This is a genomic window from Acidisoma sp. C75 (genome assembly GCF_054665095.1).
Genome location: NZ_BAAFHD010000003.1, coordinates 317574 through 335307, shown reverse-complemented (window position 1 = coordinate 335307; position 17734 = coordinate 317574). Strand labels below are relative to the sequence as shown.

At 67.0% G+C, this 17734-nt stretch carries 17 protein-coding genes and 1 tRNA gene; 9 read left to right on the top strand and 9 right to left on the bottom strand.

From position 1 onward, the window contains the following. Window positions 1-8: 8 nt before the first annotated feature. The gene (locus ACYQ7X_RS05950; RefSeq protein ID WP_459696026.1) at window positions 9-1043 is read right to left on the bottom strand and encodes an NAD(P)-dependent alcohol dehydrogenase; all 1035 of its coding nucleotides are present in this window, start codon (window positions 1041-1043) and stop codon (window positions 9-11) included. 153 nt (window positions 1044-1196) lie between these two features. Next, on the bottom strand, window positions 1197-2771 hold the full coding sequence (locus tag ACYQ7X_RS05945; protein WP_459695945.1) for a Do family serine endopeptidase: 1575 nt from the start codon (window positions 2769-2771) through the stop codon (window positions 1197-1199). A gap of 225 nt (window positions 2772-2996) precedes the next feature. On the opposite strand from ACYQ7X_RS05945, the gene ACYQ7X_RS05940 reads away from it, so the two are divergent. From ACYQ7X_RS05940 to otnI, 4 genes are all read left to right on the top strand, one after another. Next, a tRNA-Trp gene (locus tag ACYQ7X_RS05940) sits at window positions 2997-3073 on the top strand. A gap of 102 nt (window positions 3074-3175) precedes the next feature. Then, the gene (secE, locus tag ACYQ7X_RS05935; protein ID WP_459695943.1) at window positions 3176-3370 is read left to right on the top strand and encodes a preprotein translocase subunit SecE; all 195 of its coding nucleotides are present in this window, start codon (window positions 3176-3178) and stop codon (window positions 3368-3370) included. A gap of 13 nt (window positions 3371-3383) precedes the next feature. Next, window positions 3384-3914, top strand: a complete 531-nt coding sequence (gene nusG / locus ACYQ7X_RS05930) for a transcription termination/antitermination protein NusG (RefSeq protein WP_459695942.1) — start codon at window positions 3384-3386, stop codon at window positions 3912-3914. Window positions 3915-3975: 61 nt separating this feature from the next. Then, window positions 3976-4752, top strand: coding sequence for a 2-oxo-tetronate isomerase (gene otnI / locus ACYQ7X_RS05925; protein ID WP_459695941.1), 777 nt, complete (start codon window positions 3976-3978; stop codon window positions 4750-4752). A 6-nt stretch (window positions 4753-4758) separates the two neighbouring features. Here otnI and ACYQ7X_RS05920 read toward each other — a convergent pair whose 3' ends face one another. Further along, a complete protein-coding gene (locus tag ACYQ7X_RS05920; protein ID WP_459695939.1) occupies window positions 4759-5634 on the bottom strand; it encodes a LysR family transcriptional regulator in 876 nt (291 codons plus the stop codon). 92 nt (window positions 5635-5726) lie between these two features. Here ACYQ7X_RS05920 and ACYQ7X_RS05915 point away from each other — a divergent pair, with 92 nt between their 5' ends. Further along, window positions 5727-6692, top strand: a complete 966-nt coding sequence (locus tag ACYQ7X_RS05915; protein ID WP_459695938.1) for an NAD-dependent epimerase/dehydratase family protein — start codon at window positions 5727-5729, stop codon at window positions 6690-6692. Here the strand turns inward: ACYQ7X_RS05915 and ACYQ7X_RS05910 are convergent. Next, the gene (locus ACYQ7X_RS05910; protein WP_459695937.1) at window positions 6670-7533 is read right to left on the bottom strand and encodes a response regulator transcription factor; all 864 of its coding nucleotides are present in this window, start codon (window positions 7531-7533) and stop codon (window positions 6670-6672) included. The genes ACYQ7X_RS05915 and ACYQ7X_RS05910 overlap by 23 nt on opposite strands. Before the next feature lie 147 nt (window positions 7534-7680). Between ACYQ7X_RS05910 and ACYQ7X_RS05905 the strand changes: the two genes are divergently transcribed. The 4 genes from ACYQ7X_RS05905 (at window position 7681) to bluB (ending at window position 12107) form a co-directional block, all read left to right on the top strand. Beyond that, complete coding sequence (locus tag ACYQ7X_RS05905) at window positions 7681-9225, top strand: amino acid permease (protein ID WP_459695936.1); 1545 nt, start codon at window positions 7681-7683, stop codon at window positions 9223-9225. Window positions 9226-9236: 11 nt separating this feature from the next. Continuing rightward, window positions 9237-10007 carry an SDR family NAD(P)-dependent oxidoreductase gene (locus ACYQ7X_RS05900; protein ID WP_459695935.1) on the top strand — a complete coding sequence of 257 codons (771 nt, stop codon included), beginning with the start codon at window positions 9237-9239 and terminating at the stop codon, window positions 10005-10007. 14 nt (window positions 10008-10021) lie between these two features. After that, complete coding sequence (locus ACYQ7X_RS05895) at window positions 10022-11266, top strand: D-arabinono-1,4-lactone oxidase (RefSeq protein ID WP_459695934.1); 1245 nt, start codon at window positions 10022-10024, stop codon at window positions 11264-11266. A 184-nt stretch (window positions 11267-11450) separates the two neighbouring features. Beyond that, the gene (gene bluB, locus ACYQ7X_RS05890; RefSeq protein ID WP_459695933.1) at window positions 11451-12107 is read left to right on the top strand and encodes a 5,6-dimethylbenzimidazole synthase; all 657 of its coding nucleotides are present in this window, start codon (window positions 11451-11453) and stop codon (window positions 12105-12107) included. 15 nt (window positions 12108-12122) lie between these two features. Here bluB and ACYQ7X_RS05885 read toward each other — a convergent pair whose 3' ends face one another. From ACYQ7X_RS05885 to ACYQ7X_RS05865, 5 genes are read right to left on the bottom strand one after another with little or no spacing between them, the layout of a single operon-like run. Then, the gene (locus ACYQ7X_RS05885; protein WP_459695932.1) at window positions 12123-13184 is read right to left on the bottom strand and encodes an SDR family oxidoreductase; all 1062 of its coding nucleotides are present in this window, start codon (window positions 13182-13184) and stop codon (window positions 12123-12125) included. Window positions 13185-13205: 21 nt separating this feature from the next. Then, window positions 13206-13982 carry an SDR family NAD(P)-dependent oxidoreductase gene (locus tag ACYQ7X_RS05880; RefSeq protein WP_459695931.1) on the bottom strand — a complete coding sequence of 259 codons (777 nt, stop codon included), beginning with the start codon at window positions 13980-13982 and terminating at the stop codon, window positions 13206-13208. Between the two features lie 18 nt (window positions 13983-14000). After that, window positions 14001-14984, bottom strand: coding sequence for a zinc-dependent alcohol dehydrogenase (locus ACYQ7X_RS05875; RefSeq protein ID WP_459695930.1), 984 nt, complete (start codon window positions 14982-14984; stop codon window positions 14001-14003). Beyond that, window positions 14981-16003, bottom strand: a complete 1023-nt coding sequence (locus tag ACYQ7X_RS05870) for a Gfo/Idh/MocA family protein (RefSeq protein WP_459695929.1) — start codon at window positions 16001-16003, stop codon at window positions 14981-14983. Before ACYQ7X_RS05870 ends, ACYQ7X_RS05875 begins: the two co-directional genes overlap by 4 nt. Before the next feature lie 35 nt (window positions 16004-16038). Continuing rightward, window positions 16039-17721 carry an extracellular solute-binding protein gene (locus ACYQ7X_RS05865; protein WP_459695928.1) on the bottom strand — a complete coding sequence of 561 codons (1683 nt, stop codon included), beginning with the start codon at window positions 17719-17721 and terminating at the stop codon, window positions 16039-16041. Between the last annotated feature and the right edge of the window lie 13 nt (window positions 17722-17734).

Genomic DNA, 17734 nt, shown 5'->3' with positions numbered 1-17734 from the left:
TGCCCCGCTCAGAAGACGATCTGGGTCTTGACGACGTCCGGCGCGCCTTGGGCGGCGAATTCGAAGGCCTCGACCGATTGTTCGAAGGGAAAGGTGCGTGAGATCAGCGGCTTCACATCCACCTTGCCGGAGCCGAGCAGCGCGATGGTGTTCGGGTAGAGATTGGCGTAGCGGAACACCGTCTCGATCCGCGCTTCCTTGATCTGGGCGGCGACGACATCGAGCGCCACCTCCTTGGGCGGCATGCCGACGAGCACGACGCAGCCACCGGGGCAGAGCAGATCGAACATGCCCTTGAAGGCATGCGGGCTGCCGGAAGCTTCGAACACCACATTCGCACCCCAGCCATCGGTGAGCGCGCGCACCCGCTCGGCCGCGCTTTCCTCCGCGACATTCACCGGCACGATATTCTCGTAGCCCCCGGCGATCGCGAGCTTCTCCTTCTGCACATCGGTGATAATGACGCGGGAAACCCCGGCGGCGAGCGCCGAGAGGGCGACCATCATGCCGATGGTGCCGGCGCCGAGCACCACGGCCGTCTGCCCGGGCAGGATATGCGCCTTGGAGACCGCCTGCATGCCGACCGCGAGCGGCTCCACGAAGGCGCCTTCCTGGAAGCTCACATTGTCCGGCAGCTTGAAGGTCAGATTGGCGGGATGGACGATCTCGGGCACCAGGCAGCCATGCACCGGCGGCGTCGCCCAGAAGCGCACCGCGGGGTCGAGGTTGTAGAGGCCGAGCTGGGAGGCCTTGGATGTCCAGTCTGGAATCCCGGGCTCCATCGCCACCCGGTCGCCGACCGCGAGGGTCTTGACCCCCTCGCCGACCGCGATCACCTGGCCCGCGCCTTCATGGCCGAGGATCATCGGCTCCTTCACCCAGAAGGGGCCGATATGGCCGTGCAAGTAGAAATGGAGATCGCTGCCGCAGATGCCGACCGCCTTCATGGCGATCTTGACCTCACCGGGGCCAACCTCGGTCGGCACCGCGATCTCGCGCAGCTGCAGGCGGCGCACTTCCTCAAGAACCGTTGCTTTCATGATCTCCTCCCCAAAGCTCGCCGGGGCCCGCCACGCTCTTCGGCCGTGCCGCCCCGATCATTTCCATCATGAACCTCAGCACGGTTTCGCGCAAAAAAGAACCCGGCCGCGACGAATGCCGCGGTCGGGTTCTTTTGTCTCAGCGGCGTCGCGCCCTCAGCCGGCGGATTTATCCGGCGTGATCGCGACATAGATCGGCTGGCCCTGGCGCAGGATACGCAGCGCGACGGCACCGTGATCATTCTGCAGGGCGGCGCGGATCGCGGTTGCTGCCTGGTTGGGGCTTGAAATCGTGGCGCTGTTGACGCCGAGCACCACATCCCCCTGCTGAATACCCGCCTGGTCGGCCGGCGAATTGGGGCGCACCTCGGCCACCACCGCACCATTCATGCCATCGGGCACGCCGAGCTGGCTGCGCAGATCCGGGGTCAGCGGTTCGAGCGCCAGGCCGACACCACCCTGGCTGGTGGCGGGGCCGGCCTTGCCGTTCTCCGCCACCTTGGCCTTCAGCAGGGCGATCTGCGCCGTCATCTGCTGCTCCTTGCCATCCCGCACGATGGTCAGATGCGCCTTGTCGCCCGGGGCGATGCCGGCGATCGTCACCGCGAGGTCACGCGGCGTATGGATCACCGTGTCGTTGACCTTCTCGATAACATCGCCGGGCTGCAGACCCGCGTGCTCGGCCGGGCTGTTCGGCTCGACCTGGGCGATCAGCGCGCCATCCAGGGTGCCGCCGCCATTTCCGGGCAGGTGCAGCGCCTGGGCCATGCCCTGGCTGATCGACTGCGCCTCGACTCCGAGGAAGCCGCGGGTGACGTGGCCATCCTTGAGGATCTGGGCGACCACCGGCTTGATGGTATCCGAGGGGATCGCGAAACCGATGCCAATGCTACCGCCGGAGGGCGAGAGGATCGCCGTATTCATGCCGATCACCTCGCCCTGCTGGTCGAACAGCGGGCCGCCGGAATTGCCCTTGTTGATGGGCGCGTCGATCTGCAGGAAGCTGTCATAGGGGCCATCGCCGATATTGCGGCCCTCGGCCGAGACGATACCCGCCGTCACCGTGCCGCCAAGGCCGAAGGGATTGCCCATGGCGACGACCCACTGGCCGGTCTCGACCTTCGAGGAATTGCCGAGTTCGAGATAGGGCAGCGGGTGCTTGGCATCGACCTTGAGCACTGCGATATCGGTGGAAGGATCACGCCCGATGAGCTTGGCCGGCAGGCGCGTGCCGTCCGACAGCGTGACCGTGATGGTCTTGGCGCCCTGGATCACGTGGTTGTTGGTGACGATCGTGCCATTGCTGTTGATGATGAAGCCCGAGCCCGCGGCCTCGATCATCCGCGGCTGCACCGGCTGCATGCCCATGCCCGGCGCGCCCGGCATCATGTTGAAGGGGAAGGGCAGCGGAAAGGGCATGCCGCCGGGCCCTTGGCCACCAGGCCCACCCTGGCCGCCCTGGTCCCCGCCGCCGACGCTCTCGGGCGCGGCCTGGGCGGCGTTGAGATCGGCCAAAATCGTCACCACCGCCGGCTTCACCCGGGCCGCGAGTTCGGTGAAATCGGGCAGCACCTGCGGCGTCGTGCCGACGGGCGGCAGGCTCACATCGGTGCCCACCGCCGCCTGGGCCGCGTTGGCCAGGCTCGGATAGGTCAAGGCATAGCCACCGAGCGCGCTGCCGGCGAGAAGGGCGACGGCGAGCGCGGAGCGGAGACGGAGACGGCGGTTCATGCTGGGTAACTCCTATGCTTCAAACGCGGACGCCACCCGGCGCGCGGGCGGCCCTGATATTCCGGTGCTCCCTAGATAGGGAACTTCCCCGATCCTTCTGCATGCGAGATTGTGAAGAGAGCGTCATGTGGATATTCCGTCATCGCGGGGTTCGGCCGCGTTATGCGTGCCAGGGCTTGACAGGGGCTGCGGCAAAATGTGTGTAGCGTCTCTCGCCGGGCATGCAGGGGTGTAGCTCAATTGGCTAGAGCGCCGGTCTCCAAAACCGGAGGTTGGGGGTTCGAGACCCTCCACCCCTGCCAGGCGGGTCATTGCACCGGCCGGCGACTAGCACCGCGGGCCGGCGCTGCTGTTTCAGGAACTGGTATGCGCTTGAAGACGTTCTCCGTGCAGGTCTGGCGGCTGTGAGCTTCGATCCTCTGGGATTCCTCCGCGAGGTGCGGAGCGAAGCGTCGAAGGTGACCTGGCCCTCCCGCAAGGAAACCCTCATCACCACCGCGATGGTGATCGGCATGGCCGTGATCGCCTCCTTTTTCTTCTTCGCCGCGGACCAGATCATCGGTCTCGGCGTGCGCGCCCTGTTCGGCAGCGGCTCGTAAGGAAAGCTTCGTCATGGCAAAGAGATGGTACGTCGTCCACGTCTATTCCGGCTTCGAGAAGAAGATCGCCCAGCAGATCCGTGAGCAGGCGGCGCAGAAGGGCCTCGCCGATCATTTCGACGAGATCCTCGTTCCCTCCGAGGAGGTGGTGGAGGTTCGCCGCGGCCAGAAGGTCAATGCCGAGCGCAAGTTCTTCCCCGGCTACGTGCTGGTGAAGATGGAGCTGACGGACGAGGCCTGGCATCTGGTCAAGGATACGCCCAAGGTCACGGGCTTCCTCGGCAACCGCAACAAGCCGAGCCCGATCACCGAGGCGGAAGCAGACCGCATCATGAAGCAGGCCCAGGAAGGCGTGGACCGTCCGCGCCCCTCCGTGGTCTACGAAGTGGGCGAGCAGGTGCGCGTGGCGGATGGGCCCTTCACCAGCTTCAACGGCACGGTGGAGGAGGTGGACGAGGAGAAGGGCCGGGTGAAGGTCTCCGTCTCCATCTTCGGCCGCTCGACGCCGGTCGATCTCGAATTCAGCCAGGTCGAGAAGGTCTGATCCGCGCGGCCTTGCCCGGCGGCCAACCGCCGCCGGCGGCGAGCAGGAAAGAGAAAGACAGATGCCCCGCTTCGCCGCCAATCTCTCGATGATGTTCACCGAGTGGTCCTTTCTGGACCGCTTCCAGGCGGCGGCGGATGCGGGCTTCACCGCCGTCGAATACCTCTTCCCCTACGAGCATCCGCCGCAGGCGGTGGGCGCCGCCCTCCGCCGGGCGGGGCTTACCCAGGCGCTCTTCAACCTGCCGCCGGGCGATTGGGCGAAGGGCGAGCGCGGCATCGCCGCCTTCGCCGCCCGCGCGGAGGAGCGCCGCGCCGGGACCGAGACGGCGCTTGCCTATGCCGCCGAAACCGGCTGCCGCACCCTGCATCTGATGGCCGGAATCGCCGACCGGGCAGACGCCGAGGCCGCGGCCGCCTATCGCGCGGCGGTTGCCGAAACCGCCGATCGGCTGGGGCGCGAGGGCATCACGCTCGTGCTCGAACCCATCAACAAGCGCGACATGCCGGGCTATTTCCTCAATGATTTCGATGCTGCGGCGGCGCTGATCGGCGCGCTCGGCCTGCCTCATCTGGCGCTTCAGTTCGACATCTATCACCGCCAGATCCTGCACGGGGATGTGGTGATGGGCTTGCGCGCGATGATGCCGATCATCGGGCATGTCCAGATCGCCGGCGTGCCGGACCGGCACGAGCCCGATTCGGGCGAGCTTGATTTCACCTATGTCATGGCGGAGCTCGACCGCCTCGGCTACCGGGGCTTCGTCGGCTGCGAATACCGCCCGGCGGGCAAGACGACCGATGGCCTCGGCTGGCTCGGCGCCTTTCCGCAAGGCTGAGCACCCCTATCCGCCGCCGACATAGGCGCCGAGTGCGGTCACCAGATGATCGAAGAGCAGGCGGAGCCGCTTCAGGCTGCGCCTGTCCTCATGCATCGTGACCCAGATGCCGACCTCTGCCACGTCGATCTCGGGCAGCACGGGGATGAGCGCGGGATCGGCCGCCGCGATCGGGCGCTGGCAGGCGCCGATGCCGCAACCGGCCCGCAAGGCCGCGAGCAGTCCGATATCGCTCGGGCAGGAGAAGCCGAAGCGCAAGCTCAACCCTGCCAGGGCCTCGATGCGCTCGGCATATTCCTCCCGCCCGATCAGCGAATGCTGTTGCAACCCGTCCAGACTTTCCGGCAGGCCGCAGCGCGCCGCGTAATCCCGATGGGCGAAGAGCCCGATCGGCACGAGCCCGACGCGGCGGACGAGCAGCGCCGCCTGGCTCGGCGCCACGTTCCGCACCGCGAGATCGGCATCGCCACGCAGGAGATCGAGGTTGCGATCCGTCATCACGAGTTCGATTTCGATGGCCGGATAAAGCGCCTGGAACCGCGCGATGATCGGCGGCAGGACGGCAAGCCCCATGAACTCGCTGCTCGTCAGCCGCACCCGCCCTTCGGCGCGGCCGGCCTCGCCCGAGGCGATGCGGGCGAGCTGGGCTGCGGCCGCCGCCATCACCTCCGCCTGGGGAGAAAGGCCGAGGGCCAGCGCCGTCGGCCGCAGCCCGGTTTGTGCCCGGGTGAAGAGCACGGCGCCGAGCGCCGCTTCCAGCAGATCGATATGTCGCCCCACGGTCGGCTGGGTCAGCGAAAGCCGGCGCGCGGCCTGGCTGAGGCTGCCCGTCTCCAGCACGGCGAGGAAGGAGCGCCAGAGGGTCCAATCCGGGTCTGTCATACATTCTTGTATAGCTCTGCTAGAAAGTTAGGCAATTCTTCTTGGGCAATCCCGGGAGGAGATTGAGCCCTGTCAGGAAACAGGAGCGTGAGATGCCCGAGGTTCAGAAGATCGCCTTCGTTACCGGAGCCACCGGCGGGGCCGGCGGCGCCGTCGCCGAGGCCCTGCTGGCGAGGGGATGGCGCGTGCGGGGGCTCACGCGAAAGCCGCGCGCAGCCGCGCCCGCAGCCGCCGAGGGCGGCAGGATCGAATGGATCACCGGGGATGCGATGAATGCGGAGCACATGCGCCGGGCGGCGGAGGGTGCCACCATCCTCTTCCACGGCGCCAACCCGCCGGGCTATCGCAACTGGCGCGGACTCGCGGTGCCGATGCTGGCGAACGCCATCGCCGCTGCGCAAAGCGCGGGGGCGCGGCTGATCTATCCGGGTTCCGTCTATGTCTATGGACCGGATGCCTGGGGTCGCGCGGCGGAAGACGCGCCGCAGCACCCGCGCACGCGGAAAGGCGCGATCCGCGTCGAGATGGAGGCGATGATGGCAAAGGCCGCCGCCCGATCTGGGCTGCGCACGCTCATCGTCCGCGCCGGAGACTTCTTCGGCCCGGGCGCGCCAAGTTCCTGGGTGAGTACCGTCATGCTCGGTAACGGCAAGCCGCTCCGCGCCATCCGCACGCCGGAACGGCCGGGCACGCGCCATGCCTGGGCCTATCTGCCCGATCTGGCCGAGACGATCGCGCTCCTTGCCGAGCGGGAGCGGAGCCTTCCCGCGGAAGCCCGCTTCCATTTCGCGGGCCATGTGCTGCAGGGGTGCGGCATGGCGGAAGCGCTCTCCCCCGGCATCGGCGGCGGCTTGCCCGTCCGCGCCTTCCCATGGGCGCTCGTCTATGCCGCCGCGCCCTTCGTGACCGTCATGCGCGAGTTGATCGAGATGCGCTACCTCTGGCGGGAGGAGGTCCTGCTCGACAATCGCGCCCTCGTCGCCGAACTGGGCGCCGAGCCCCACACGCCCCTGGCGGAGGCGATTGCCGCCACGCTCAGCCGAAGAGATGGCGGATGAAGCGGGCGAAAAGCTCCTGCTGGCTCGAAATGCCGAGCTTGGCATAGATGCTCTTGCGATGGTTCTTCACCGTGCCTTCGGCGATGCCGAGCTGATCGGCGATCGAATGAGTGGAATGGCCCCGCAGGACGAGCTGCACGATATGCTGCTCGCGCGGGCTCAGGCAGCCTTCGGCAAATTGTTCGAAGGCCCGTTCCAGGCCGGAGCCGAAGCTGCGCCGGGATGCTGGCGCCTTGGCGCCCGGCACCGGCAAATCCCGCCAATGCAGCTGGATCGCCTGCCGCACCACGGGCTCGACATGGCGCAGCAGGCCGATTTCGGCCTCGCTGAAAGCTGGGCGGCCATGCCGCCGCATGAGCGAATAGGAAGCCATGAAGCCGGCAGCGAGCGGCACCATGAAGCCGATCTCCTCGGCGAGCGACCCGCTTTCCAGTGAGATGCAGGGATGGACCTCGGGCGAATTGACGTATTCGCCGGCGAAGAAGGCATCGGGCGCCAGTTGCCGCATGCGGTAGAGGCCGGGGCGCACCCGCCGCGCGCAGGCGGTATAGAACGGGTCCAGCAGATAGGCGCCGGATAGGTAGCGCCCCAAGGCCTGGCCGGGAACGTGGCCGTAGAAGCCATCATGCAGATAGAGCGGCTCGGCGCCGTCGGGATAGGCGAAAATGACCGTCATATCGAAGGAGACGAGGCGGGCGAGGCTGCGGTCCAACGCGCGGGGCAGATCTTCCTGGCCGAGGCAAGCCATGATCTCGGCCATATGTTCGGGCCAGGTGGCTAGCGACATCGCGAGGCCGGCCGCCGCATCATCCGCCCGCATCTCCGCCCGCGCCAGAGTCACCCTCGTCTTCTCCTCGCCACCTTAGCCGAGTTCAGCAAGGATCATGCCGCAACAGACTCGCATGTCCCTTTGGGGATATTGCTCCGGTCTGACATGCGCTGCCAGCATAACGTTTGTTTTCGGCAACAGCAGAGGCAGGAGAGGCTTATGGCGCGCCAACCGGGCGGCGACGACCACTACAGCGACACCGACAAGCATCACGACGTCAAGGTTCTGCACGGCATGGGCTATGCCCAGGAACTTGAACGGCGGATGAGCCGGTTCTCGAATTTCGCCATCAGCTTCTCGATCATCTGCATCCTCTCGGGCGGCATCAATTCGCTCGCCCAAGGGATCAGCGGCGTCGGCGGCGCCTCGATCGGCATCGGCTGGCCGCTCGGCTGCATCATCTCGGGCGTTTTCGCGGTCGCCATGGCGCAAATCGCCTCCGCCTATCCCACGGCCGGCGGCCTCTATCACTGGGGTTCGATCCTCGGCAATCGCGGCTCCGGCTGGCTCACCGCCTGGCTGAACCTCATCGGGCTCGTCACCGTGCTCGGCGCCATCAATGTCGGCACCTGGGGCTTCTTCCTCGGCGCCTTCGGCCCGGCGTTGCACCTTTCGGGCACCTATATCCAGCAGCTGGTCTTCGTCATCCTCATCACCGCAGCCCAGGCAATCATCAACCATCGCGGCATCCGGCTGACCAGCCTGCTCACGGATTTCAGCGGCTATCTCATCTTCTTTGGCGCGATCGCGCTCGCCATCGTCTGCTTTGCCTTCGCGCCGCATTACGACTTCTCGCGCCTCTGGACCTTCCACAATTACAGCGGCGATCCCGGCGGCGGCGTCTGGCCCAAGACCGGCCACGCCTCCATGCTTTTCCTGCTCGGCCTGCTGCTGCCGATCTACACCATCACCGGCTACGACGCCTCTGCCCATACCTCGGAGGAAACCCGTCGTGCGGCCCATAGCGTGCCGCGGGCGATGGTCAGCTCCGTCCTCTGGTCCAGCCTGCTCGGCTGGTTCTTCCTCATCGCCATCGTGATCGCCATCCCCGACATGAACAAGGCCGCCGCCCAAGGCTGGAACGTGTTCTTCTGGATGATGGATCAAGTCGTCCCGGCGCCGATCAAGATCCTGCTCTACCTCGTCATCCTGGCCTCGCAATTCCTCTGCGGTCTCGCGACCGTTACCTCGGCGTCCCGCATGATCTTCGCCTTCTCGCGCGATGGCGGGCTGCCGGGCTCGAACTTCCTCAAGCGGGTGAGCCCCAAGTTCCGCACGCCGGTCGCCGCGATCTGGACGGCCTCCGTCCTCGCGGTCGCCTTTACCGCCTATACCTCGCTCTACACCACGATCGTCTCCGTCACGGTCATATTCCTCTTCCTCTGCTTCACGGTGCCCATCACCCTCGGCCTCATCGGCTACGGCACCAAGTGGCGGGAGATGGGGCCCTGGGATATCGGCCAGTGGTACCGGCTCTTCGCCGTGCTCTCCATCATCAGCATGGTGCTCATCTTCTTCATCGGCGTGCAGCCGCCGAATGAGAACGCCCTCTGGATCACCCTCGCCTTCCTGGTGCTGACGGCGATCGTCTGGTTCGGAGTGGAGCGCCGGCGCTTCAAGGGTCCGCCGATCGGCGAAGAAATCGCGCGCCGCCGCGCCGAGATCGCCGCTGCCGAAGCCGCGATCGGCGAGACCGGGGATTGAGGAGAGGCGTGATGGCTCAAGCGAGGTTCACGGGGCGCAGCGCCCTCGTCTCGGGCGGTGCAGGCGGATGCGGGGCGGAAGCCGCGCGTCTCTTCGCGGCCGAAGGTGCCCGCGTCACAATCGTCGATCGCCAGGCCGAGATGGGCGAGGCGCTGGCCACCGAAATCCGCGCGGCCGGAGGCGAGGCGATTTTCGCCCGCGCGGATGTCTCACAGAAGGCCGAGGTGGAAGCGGCGGTCGCCGCCGCCGCCGCGGCTTTCGGCGCGCCCACCGTGCTCTTCAACCATGCCGGCTCGATCGTCGTGAAACCCTTCCTCGAGACCACGATGGAGGAATACGACTGGCTGATGGATGTGAACGTCCGCTCGATGTTCATGATGACGCAAGCCGTGCTGCCCGGCATGCTGGCGGCGGGCGGCGGCGCGATCGTCAATACCTCCTCGATCTCGGCGGTCGCCGCGACGCCGATGGAGGTGCTCTACGGCCTCACCAAGGGCGCGGTGCATATGTTCTCCCGCGCCATCGCCGTGGAATTTCGCGATCGCGGCATCCGCTGCAACGCCGTCTGCCCCGGCTTCATCCGCACCGCCCACGGCATGCGGGAGGTCGATGCGCTGGCGGGCTACGGCGTCGATGTGTCCGAGGCAGCACTCGCCGCCCAGCAAGGCCGCATGTGCGAGCCGATCGAAGTGGCGCGCGCCGCGCTGTTCCTCGCGAGCGACGAGGCGAGCTTCGTCAACGGCACGCATCTTTTCGTGGACAACTGCTTCACCGCCGTCTGAGGGAGGCCTCCGCCATGGAGTTTGAGAAGGGTGGGCTCTGGCGCAACTGGGTCGGCAACCAGTATTGCGTGCCGGCCCATAAGGGCGCGCCTTCAAGCGAAGCCGCGTTGCAGGGCTTCGTGGCGGAAGCGGCGAAGCGGGATCTCAAGCTCCGCGTCTCCGGCTCGGGCCATTCTTTCACCCCCGTCGTCGGCACGGGGGGGCTCCTGCTCTCGCTCGAAAACCTGCGCGGCGTCCTCGCGGTGGATGCGGCGAAGCAGCGCATCACGGTCGCCGGCGGCACCCCTATCCACGAAATCGGGCGTACGCTGAAGGCGCATGGGCTCTCCCTCATCAACCAGGGCGATATCGATAGCCAGGCGGTCTCCGGCGCGCTGACCACCGGCACGCATGGCACCGGGCTCGCGCTTGGCAATATGGCCTCCGCCATCGCCGGCCTGCGCATCGTGAAAGCCGATGGCACGATCTGGGAGATCGGCGAGGACGAGACCGAGATGCTGGATGCCGCCCGCGTCTCGGTCGGCACCCTCGGTGTGATTTCGGCGCTGACGCTGAAAGTCATGCCCGCCTACAATCTGCATGAGCGGCTGTGGCGGGACGATTTCGAGACCTGCATGGAGCGGCATGACGACCTCGCTGCCCGCCACCGGCATTTCGGCTTCTTCTGGTGCCCGGTGCCGGAAAGCCGGCATCTCTATTGCCTGGCCGATACCGCCGCGGCGCCGCTGAGCACCACACGCGCGACGGCGGACGTCTGCGAGATGAAGGTGATGGACATCACCGATGCGCCGCCGATGAAGTCCGACTTCGAGACCATCGCCTATAGCTCGGAGGTCTATCCGATCGAATACGTGCCGAACTTCGTCGAACTCGAATATGCCGTCCCGCTCGAACACGGAAAGGCGGCCGTGCGCGCGGTGCGGGAGTTGATGCTGACCAAGCATACAAACTGCATCTACCCGATCGAATACCGCTTCACGGCGGGCGACAATGGCTGGATCAGCCCCTTCTACAAGCAGGACAGCATCACCCTCTCCGTCTCCGGCGGCCCGGGGATGGATTACTGGCCCTTCCTGCGGGATGTGGATGCGATCCTGCGCGGCTTCCGCTCCCGCCCGCATTGGGGGAAGATGCACTTCCTCGACCGCGCGGACGTGCCCGCCCTCTACCCGCGCGGCGAGGAATTCCGCGCGCTCCGCCGCAGCCTCGACCCCGCGGGCCGCTTCCTCAACGATCATCTCGCGGCCCTCCTCGGCTGAGCCGCTCCCCGCCCTCTCGTGACAAGCGGGCCCCGGCGTGCTTCTACCGCCACGCGAGCGCAGAACGGGCGCGGACGGCTTTCGGGAGATCCGGCCGCGCCGGGCCGCTCGCGACGACAAGAACCGAGAGGGCCGATCGCGCGCGCCAGGCGTGCGGGATGCGCCCTGCGAGCGAGCGGATGCGATGGCGGGCGACGAGACCACCCCCTCTCCTGTCTTCGACGCGGCGTTCCGCGGCCGGCTGATGGCGCTGTTCCGCTGGCGGCGCGATGTGCGGCACTTCAAGCCTGATCCGGTTGCTCCAGCCCTGCTCGCCCGCTTGCTGGAGACGGCCTGCCTCGCCCCCTCGGTCGGCCTCTCCGAGCCATGGCGCTTCGTGCTGGTGGAAAGCGCCGGCTGCCGCGCCGCCATCCGCGCCAATTTCACTGAGGCCAATGCCGCGGCGCTGGCCGCCCAGGCCGAGGGCCAGGCCGCGCTCTATGCCCGCCTCAAGCTCGCCGGGCTCGACGAGGCGCCCGTGCATCTCGCGGTTTTCGCCGAGAGCGACCCCGCCCAGGGCCATGGCCTCGGCCGGCAGACGATGCCGGAAACCACCGCCTATTCCGCCGTCATGGCGGTGCATACCCTCTGGCTCGCCGCCCGCGCCGAAGGGATCGGCCTCGGCTGGGTCTCGATCCTCGATCCCGAAGCTGCCGCCCGCAGCCTCGACGTGCCGCGGGATTGGCTCTTCATCGGCTATTTCTGCCTCGGCTTTCCGGCGGAAGAGAGCGAAACCCCAGAACTCGCGCGCCTCGGCTGGGAGCGGCGGCAGGCGCAGGCCCGGCCGCCGCTGCGGCGATGAGGCCGCCGCGCCGCTTCAGATGAGGATGCGGCTGCGGCGAAGCTCGGCGAAGAGATCGAGGAAGGAATCCTCCGTCGGCTGATAGTCGAGAAAGCCGAGCCGGCGGCTCTTGGACATATCGGTCAGCACCTCGATCGGGCGGCCGAGATCGGCATCCGTGTGCCAGGGGGAAGCCAGCACGCCGAGATCGGGCTCGGCCAGGCCGTGCCGGGCGGCAAGCTCCGCCCAGAGCGGCTTGGCATCCGCCAGCTGCCTCTCCAGCGGCAGGCCCCCGGGCGGCGGCGCCACCGGCTCCAGCTCGAAATAGGCGGCAAGCCGGCCCCACATCCAGCTCCAGCGGAAGACATCGCCGTTGACGACGTTGAAGGCCTGGTCGCGCGCGGCGGGCGTGGTGCTCGCCCAGAGCAGATGCCGCGCGAGCAGCCGCGCATCCGTCATGTCGGTGAGGCTCGTCCATTGCACCGCCGAGCCCGGGAAGACGAAGGGCCGGTTATAGGCGCGGCAGATCGTGGCATAGGCGCCGAGTGTCACGCCCATGTTCATGGCATTGCCGATGGCATAGCCGATGATGGTGTGCGGGCGATGCACGGTCCAGCCGAACCCGTGCCGCGCGGCGGCGGCGAAGACCTCGTCCTCCTGCGCATAGTAGAAATTGTCGATGTCGAGCCGACCCTGCTCCTCGCGGAAGGGCGTCTCGGGCAGCTTACCTTTGCCATAAGCTTCGAAGGGCCCGAGGTAATGCTTGAGGCCGGTGACGAGCGAGACGCATTCCACGCTACCCGCGGGTGCCACCGCTTCGAGGAGATTGCGCACCATGCCGGCATTGATGCGGATATTCTCCGCTTCCGTCGGCTGGCGCATCCAGGTGGTGATGAAGACATGGCTCGGCTTCAGCCCGCCGAGGGCGGCTTTCAGCGAAGCGGGGTCGAGCAGGTCGGCGGCAATCGGCGTCATGCCCGCGATCGCGCCGGGGCGCCGCGCCAGGCCGAAAACCTGCCAACCCTCCGCCACCAGGCAGCGCGCGAGATTGTTGCCAACGATCCCGCTGACGCCCGCAATCAGTGCTGACTTCGCCATATCAATGCTTCCTCTCTATCGTCACACCAGCACCATGCCGCCGTCGCACATGATGATCTGGCCGGTGATGTAATCCGAATCGGCCGAGGCCAGGAAGACGCAGACGCCTGCGAGATCATCCGGCGTCGCGGGCCTGCCCATCAGAATGCCGGCCGAGAAGGATTCGATGAACTCGCCCTTCTTCTGGATCACGCCCTTATCGATCATGTCGCGCTCCAGACCGTCCCAGAGGGGTGTTACGACGACGCCGGGCGCGATGCCGTTCACCGTGATCTTGTCGGGCGCGAATTCCCGTGCTGCCGCCTGGGTGAGCGAGATGACGGCCGCCTTGCTCGCGCAATAGGGGGCGAATTCCGCATAGCCCTGGCGCCCGGCGATGGACGCCGTGTTGATGATCTTGCCGCCGCGGCCGCGCGCCTGCATGTGCCGACGGACCTCCTGCATGCCGATCATCACGCCGAGGGCGTTGACCCGCATGATGTCGTTGAAGTTTGCCTCATCAACCTCCAGGAAGGGCAGCGGCTTGTTCACCCCGGCGTTGTTGAAGAGCACATCGATGCCGCCAAAGTGCGCGGCGACCGCCTCCACCATCGCGCGTACCTGGCCGCGCTCCGCGACATCCACGGCGATGCCCATCGCCTCCTCACCCAAGGAGGCCGCAACCGCCTCGGCCTTCGCTTGGTCGAGATCGGCGATCACCACACGGCCGCCCTCGGCCGCGGCGCGGCGCGCGATGCCTTCGCCAAGCCCCGAGGCACCGCCAGTGACGATGATCACGCGATCGGACAGACGTCCCATATCCCCGCCATCCCTGCCCTAGCCGTTGCGCAGCGTGACCTTGATGCACTTCTCCGCCTGCGCGCCGAGCCTGAAGGCCTCCACGCTCTCCGCCAGCGGAAATTCATGCGTGCGGATCGGCGAAAGATCGAGCCTGGTGCGCTCCAGAAAGCGGATCGCATCCGGCCAGACGCCGGGGGAGCCGATGCAGCCGCGCACGGTGAGGTTGCGCATCTGGATATTGCCGAGATGCGACGAGACCTGCCGCCCGATATTGATCCCGACCATCGAGATGCGCCCCTCTTCCCGCACGAGATCGAAGACGATGCCGAGCGAGGCATCATGCCCGGATGCTTCGACGACGACATCGGCGCCCCGGCCGCCCGTCATCTGCAGGACGGTATCGACCGTATTGCCCGCACCGGGATCGATCGTCTCGGCGGCGCCGAGCTTCATCGCCGCTTCCCGCCGATGGGGAAGCGGGTCAATCACGATGACGCGCGCGCCCATGCCGATGGCGGCCGCCGCCGAGACCAGGCCGATGGTGCCGCCGCCCGAGACGACGACGGTCTCGCTCGCATCCGTGCCGCCGGCGCGCCGCACGGCGTAGAAGCCGCAGGTGAAGGGCTCGATCAGCGAGGCTGTGCCGTCGTCGATCGTCTCGGGCAGCTTGTGCAGCCATTCGGGGCGGGCGACGAAATATTCGCGGTCCGCGCCGTCCAGCGAGAAGCCGAAATGGTGGACGCGATCGGGCAGCCGCACCACGCATTCGCCCACCACCCGCTCGCCGGGCGTGAAGTTCCGCACATTGCGCCCGACCTCGACGATCTCGCCGCACCATTCATGCCCCGGTGTGACGGGATAGCTGATCGGAATGATGTAGCGACCGGCGAGCAGTTCGTAATCCGAATGACAGATGCCGACGGCGCGCAGCCGCAGCAGAACCTCATTCTCGGTAATGCGCGGCATCTCCACCTCGCGCACCACCGGATGCTCGGGCTTCTCGAAAACGAGCGCTTTCATGCTGCGTTCCTCTCCTCCGGTTGAACGGTCTCCGTCCGGCCCGAGCCCGCGCCCCGCACGATCGCCTCCAGAAGCGCGATATTGTCGATCATCTCGGCGCCCGTGATGGGATAAGCGGCTTCGCCACGCACGGCGCGGGCGAAGGCCTCGAAATTGGCAACGACCGGCTCCGCCTTGCCGACCTCCTCGACCGTGATCGGCCCACCCTTCATTCCTTTGGTGACGACCCAACCGTCCGGCGCCTCGACATGCGCACGGTCCCGCACGTCGATCCAGCCTTCGGTGCCGAAGAGCGCGAAGCGTGAGAAGAAGGGGGTCGCGAGCGTCGCCGAGATATAAGCCGTGCCGCCGCTCGCAAAGCGCACATAGGCACTCATCGTATCGCCCGACGGAAGGTCGGAGGCGAGGCGCTCGCAGGTCACCGTCACATCGCGCGCCGACCCCATGAGCTTGACCGCGAGATCGGTCAAGTGAATGCCGGTTGCCGTCATGCCGCCGGCCGGCGCCTGTTCGGGCTTGAGCCGCCAATTGCCACGATCGAGGGTGAGGAATTTGTCGTGGCTGAAATTCGCCTCGATCTGCAGTAGCCGGCCAAGCCGGCCCTCGCCCGCCATCGCCAGCATCTCGGCGATCGGCGGCTCGAACCGCCGCTCATGCCCCATGCCGAGGACGAGGCCGGCATCGCGGCAGAGCGTGACCGCCCGCTCGGCTCCCGCGCGCGTCAGCGCCAGCGGCTTCTCGCAGAAGACATGCTTGCCGGCACGCACGGCGGCGGCGATCTGCTCCTCATGCAGGCTATGCGGCGTGATCAGCAACACGGCGTCGATCGTGGAGTCGCCTAGCACCTCCTCCAGCCGATCGGTGACGGGCACCGGATGCGCGGCCTTGAAGCTTGCTGCCGCCTCCGCATTCACCTCCACCGCGCGGGCAATGCGGATCGCGGCATTGCCGTCGAGCGTGACCGCGATCTTGCGGCCCCACCAGCCAAGGCCCACCAGGGCGACATTGATCGGTTCCATGCGTTTCCTGCCTTTCTCCGCCTGGCGCCGCGCGCTCAGGCGACTTTTGTTGCAGATTTGCGAAACAGCGCGTCGATCTGCTGTTGCGCGCTCACCAATGCGGCGCGGTCCCCGGTGCGGCCGGTCAGCGCATCGTGGATTTCGTTGCCAAGCACCGTCTCCACCGCGACATATTCCGGGATCGGCGGCCGCTGCCACCCGTCCAGCAAATCACGCCGCGCGACACGCTCGACGAAGTTGACGATCGGTGAGCTGCGCATGACCTCAGGGTCCGAAATGACGCTGAACCGCGGCCGCACCGGCAGGCCGCTCTTCACATGATCGCGCACCGTATCGGGCGAGGTGATCCAGGCGATCGCATCAACCGCGAGGCGAATGCGCTCCTCCGGCAGGTTCGCCGGCACGCAGAGCACGAAGCCGCCGATCGGCGCCGTCACCCGCCCCTGGGGCCCGGCCGGATGCGGCAGATACTCGACCTTGCGGGATACTTTCGATCTCGTATCGTATTCGAAGCGCGCGGCGCGCATGCTCCAGCAATAGGTCATCGCCGCGTGGCCGGTGAGAAAGGTATCGAGGCTCGTCTCCCAGTCGAACTCCGTCACGCCGGGTGGGGAGATCTCCACCAGCCGGTGCATGTAGTCGAGCACGCGAAGGCCAGCCGGAATGTCGATCACCGGCCGCGCCGGCGCGTCTCCGCGCGCGGCTGAGCGCTCCAGCAGGAAGCTGCCGCAATCGGCAAGGAAGAAGAGGAAGCTCGCGGCGATCGGCATGCCGCGCGCGGCGTTCCAGGTAATGCCATAGCGGCCATGCGCCGGGGCATGCAGCGCGCGCCCGGCCGAGATCACCTGATCGAAGGTCGAAGGCAGGGACAGCGCCGCTTCCTCGAAGAGATCGCGGCGCAGCGCCAGCGTCTCGATCGTGCAGTAGATGGGCACGCCATATTGCTTGCCGCGCCATTGGCCGGTGGCCCAGAAATCGGCGTGAAACTCGGTCGGGTCCAACCCGGCGGCACGGACCACCTCGCCCACCGGGCGGATATAGCCTTGGGCGGCGAACTCACCCATCCAGGGAATATTGATCGCCACGATGTCATATTGCGAAACCGGCCGCCGCGCATTTTCGAGTGCCAGTTGATAGAGCTGCGGCAGGCGCGCGAGGGTGAAATCGCGCCGGGAGCCGAAGCTCGTCCGCAGATCCGCCCACATATTCTGCATCGCGACGAAGTAGTTGTCCTCCGCCAGCAGAAAGCGCAGGTCGAAGCGGCGCGCCTGGCTCGGCCGGCGCATCGAGGGTGGCCAGGCGAGGCTCGCGGCAGCCGGGGCGCCGAAGTAATAGTCGTCGCTCGCCTCCCCAGGCTCGCGGCTGCCAAGGGTTTCAGCCACCACCCGCTTGACCTGCAGGAGATAGCGCTCGAAATCCTTCTTGAGCCGCGGGCTCGGCTGCAGCGCGAAGGATTTGCCGGTCTTGCTGCGCGGCACGCGAATGATGAATCCCTCGCCGATCAACTCCTCGATCCTGCGAAGCGCGGTGGTATAAGGCGCGTAGCCCGCCTGGGCGAGGCTCGATATCGTCACGAGATCGCCGCGCGTATGGGCAGCCACGAGGTGATGCAGCACGCGCCAATCGAGATCGCTATCGGCGTGAGGGAAGGCTTCCCGCCACGGCAGCCGCAGCTGCTCGAGAAAGTCCAGGATGCGCAGACATTCGAGATCCTTCATGGCTGCTTTCCCG

Bases quoted from the DNA above. Each gene is read 5' to 3' on its own strand.
- ACYQ7X_RS05945 (WP_459695945.1), bottom strand. From the start codon at position 2,771: ATGAACCGCCGTCTCCGTCTCCGCTCCGCGCTCGCCGTCGCCCTTCTC.
- nusG (WP_459695942.1), top strand. From the start codon at position 3,384: ATGGCAAAGAGATGGTACGTCGTCCACGTCTATTCCGGCTTCGAGAAG.
- otnI (WP_459695941.1), top strand. From the start codon at position 3,976: ATGCCCCGCTTCGCCGCCAATCTCTCGATGATGTTCACCGAGTGGTCC.
- ACYQ7X_RS05920 (WP_459695939.1), bottom strand. From the start codon at position 5,634: ATGACAGACCCGGATTGGACCCTCTGGCGCTCCTTCCTCGCCGTGCTG.
- ACYQ7X_RS05915 (WP_459695938.1), top strand. From the start codon at position 5,727: ATGCCCGAGGTTCAGAAGATCGCCTTCGTTACCGGAGCCACCGGCGGG.
- ACYQ7X_RS05905 (WP_459695936.1), top strand. From the start codon at position 7,681: ATGGCGCGCCAACCGGGCGGCGACGACCACTACAGCGACACCGACAAG.
- ACYQ7X_RS05900 (WP_459695935.1), top strand. From the start codon at position 9,237: ATGGCTCAAGCGAGGTTCACGGGGCGCAGCGCCCTCGTCTCGGGCGGT.
- ACYQ7X_RS05895 (WP_459695934.1), top strand. From the start codon at position 10,022: ATGGAGTTTGAGAAGGGTGGGCTCTGGCGCAACTGGGTCGGCAACCAG.
- bluB (WP_459695933.1), top strand. From the start codon at position 11,451: ATGGCGGGCGACGAGACCACCCCCTCTCCTGTCTTCGACGCGGCGTTC.
- ACYQ7X_RS05885 (WP_459695932.1), bottom strand. From the start codon at position 13,184: ATGGCGAAGTCAGCACTGATTGCGGGCGTCAGCGGGATCGTTGGCAAC.
- ACYQ7X_RS05880 (WP_459695931.1), bottom strand. From the start codon at position 13,982: ATGGGACGTCTGTCCGATCGCGTGATCATCGTCACTGGCGGTGCCTCG.
- ACYQ7X_RS05875 (WP_459695930.1), bottom strand. From the start codon at position 14,984: ATGAAAGCGCTCGTTTTCGAGAAGCCCGAGCATCCGGTGGTGCGCGAG.
- ACYQ7X_RS05870 (WP_459695929.1), bottom strand. From the start codon at position 16,003: ATGGAACCGATCAATGTCGCCCTGGTGGGCCTTGGCTGGTGGGGCCGC.
- ACYQ7X_RS05865 (WP_459695928.1), bottom strand. From the start codon at position 17,721: ATGAAGGATCTCGAATGTCTGCGCATCCTGGACTTTCTCGAGCAGCTG.